At 43.7% G+C, this 1,553-nt stretch carries 2 protein-coding genes; one reads left to right on the top strand and one right to left on the bottom strand.

Features of this window, described 5'->3' with window-relative positions; translation table 11 throughout:
- Nucleotides 1-217 (bottom strand): hypothetical protein (locus tag Q7R76_01720; protein MDO8642291.1); only part of this gene is annotated, 217 nt, incomplete at its 3' end.
- Between the two features lie 254 nt (nt 218-471).
- On the opposite strand from Q7R76_01720, the gene Q7R76_01715 reads away from it, so the two are divergent.
- The gene (locus Q7R76_01715; protein ID MDO8642290.1) at nt 472-1,236 is read left to right on the top strand and encodes a transposase; all 765 of its coding nucleotides are present in this window, start codon (nt 472-474) and stop codon (nt 1,234-1,236) included.
- Nucleotides 1,237-1,553 lie beyond the last annotated feature (317 nt).

Raw genomic sequence — 1,553 nt, 5'->3', positions numbered from 1 at the left:
CAACAACGACAGCATTAGTCGGTGCACCCGTGGAATTGGTAGCGTGATCTGCTTCAGGGACAACCGTTTTTGTGGCCGTGTAGTTGAAACCGGTAACCTGATGTGCCCCCGGGTTCGATTCAGGTGCAGGTTGCGTTGTCGTACAACCCGTCGTAAAAGCCAAAACAGCTGCGCATAAAGTTGTTCGAATCATTATTTTGTTGTTCATGAAAATCACCAGCCGTTAAGGATGGGTGGTTCTATTTAAAGATTGTGCAAGAACAGCTTAGTAGAAAAGTTAAATAACCCGAACAGCCGTTAGGCTGTTTCGGGGGCAGGAGTGCGCCTGCCATGAAAAACAAAAAGAGAACTATTTATTATAATTTTGTTAAGGAACTGCTAAACGCCTTACATTTAGCGCATGTGCGGCGTTTCCCACAAAAGCATGATCCTAGAAAGTATGGTGTGTGGGCTCACGCTGTTCTTTTAGCTTTGAAAGAACTTGAGGAGAAAACTTATCGTTTTATCGTCGATACTATTGCTGAAATGCCAGAGATTATGGCGTTGATTGGAATTCAACAAGCACCACACTGGACAACATTGCATAAGGCAGCAAAGCGATTTAGGTATAGTCTCATTGAAAAAATTGTTGCTGTTTTTGTTCGAAGAACAAAAAGCCAGCGCATACGCGCCGGCATCGATTCAACAGGCTTGCAACCAACTCACGCAAGCGCGTACTATACAACAATCCTCAAACGCGATAAGAAAAAACGAAGAAAAATTAGAAAACACATCAAATTAAGCACGGTTGTTGATCTTGATCATCAGCTACCCGTCTGTTTCAAAATCCGGCGTGGGCCGGCAAGCGATCACTGGGACTGTGATCGCTTAGTGCGCCGAGCGCACAAAATCAAACCACTCAAAAGTCTTGATGGTGATAAAGGCTACACAGGTGAAGAACATCGAAGAATTGTCGTCGAAGAATGCGGCGCAGAAGACCGCATTAAGGTCAAAAATCCTGAAATCCCAATCTGGAAAACAAAAGGAACATATCTGAAAAAAGCCAAACGCCGAAAACTCAGAGCGAACTACCGTTCGCTCTGTGAAACCTATCACAGCATACTCAAAAGAGTATGCGGAAGCACCGTCAAATCAATACAAGTAAAAATGCAAAACAAAGAAACAGCATTCAAAGTACTCGCATGCTCTGCACTCCGACGAGCAATGACCTCTTTATTCAAAGAACTTTTCTACTAAACCTACTTCTTAGCTTAGTAGAAAAATCTTTTGAAAATCGCCACCACCTTTCGCGATATTCATTCTATTCATTATTAAGCGACGTTCCCCGTAGGGGCCTTCCCCCCAGTCGCTTTGGATTCAATTATTGACATCGCTCACCTTTGGGTGGTGGCGATTCACTTTCTACTCACCTACTTCTTCTTCACCAGAAACATCATATGATCTTTATGGAATGGCTCAATCGTTCTGCTGTCCACGATTGTTGTTGCAGCCTCAAGAGCACGTTTGGTCTCCTTGAAGATATCCCTGATTGGGCGCGTAATATCAACGGATTT

The sequence above is a fragment of the Candidatus Woesearchaeota archaeon genome (assembly GCA_030651375.1).
In the GTDB taxonomy this organism is placed as follows: Archaea; Nanobdellota; Nanobdellia; order Woesearchaeales; family UBA12501; genus JAUSFM01.
Note: the sequence above shows the minus strand (reverse complement) of the source record. Positions and strands in the feature narration are given on the sequence as shown.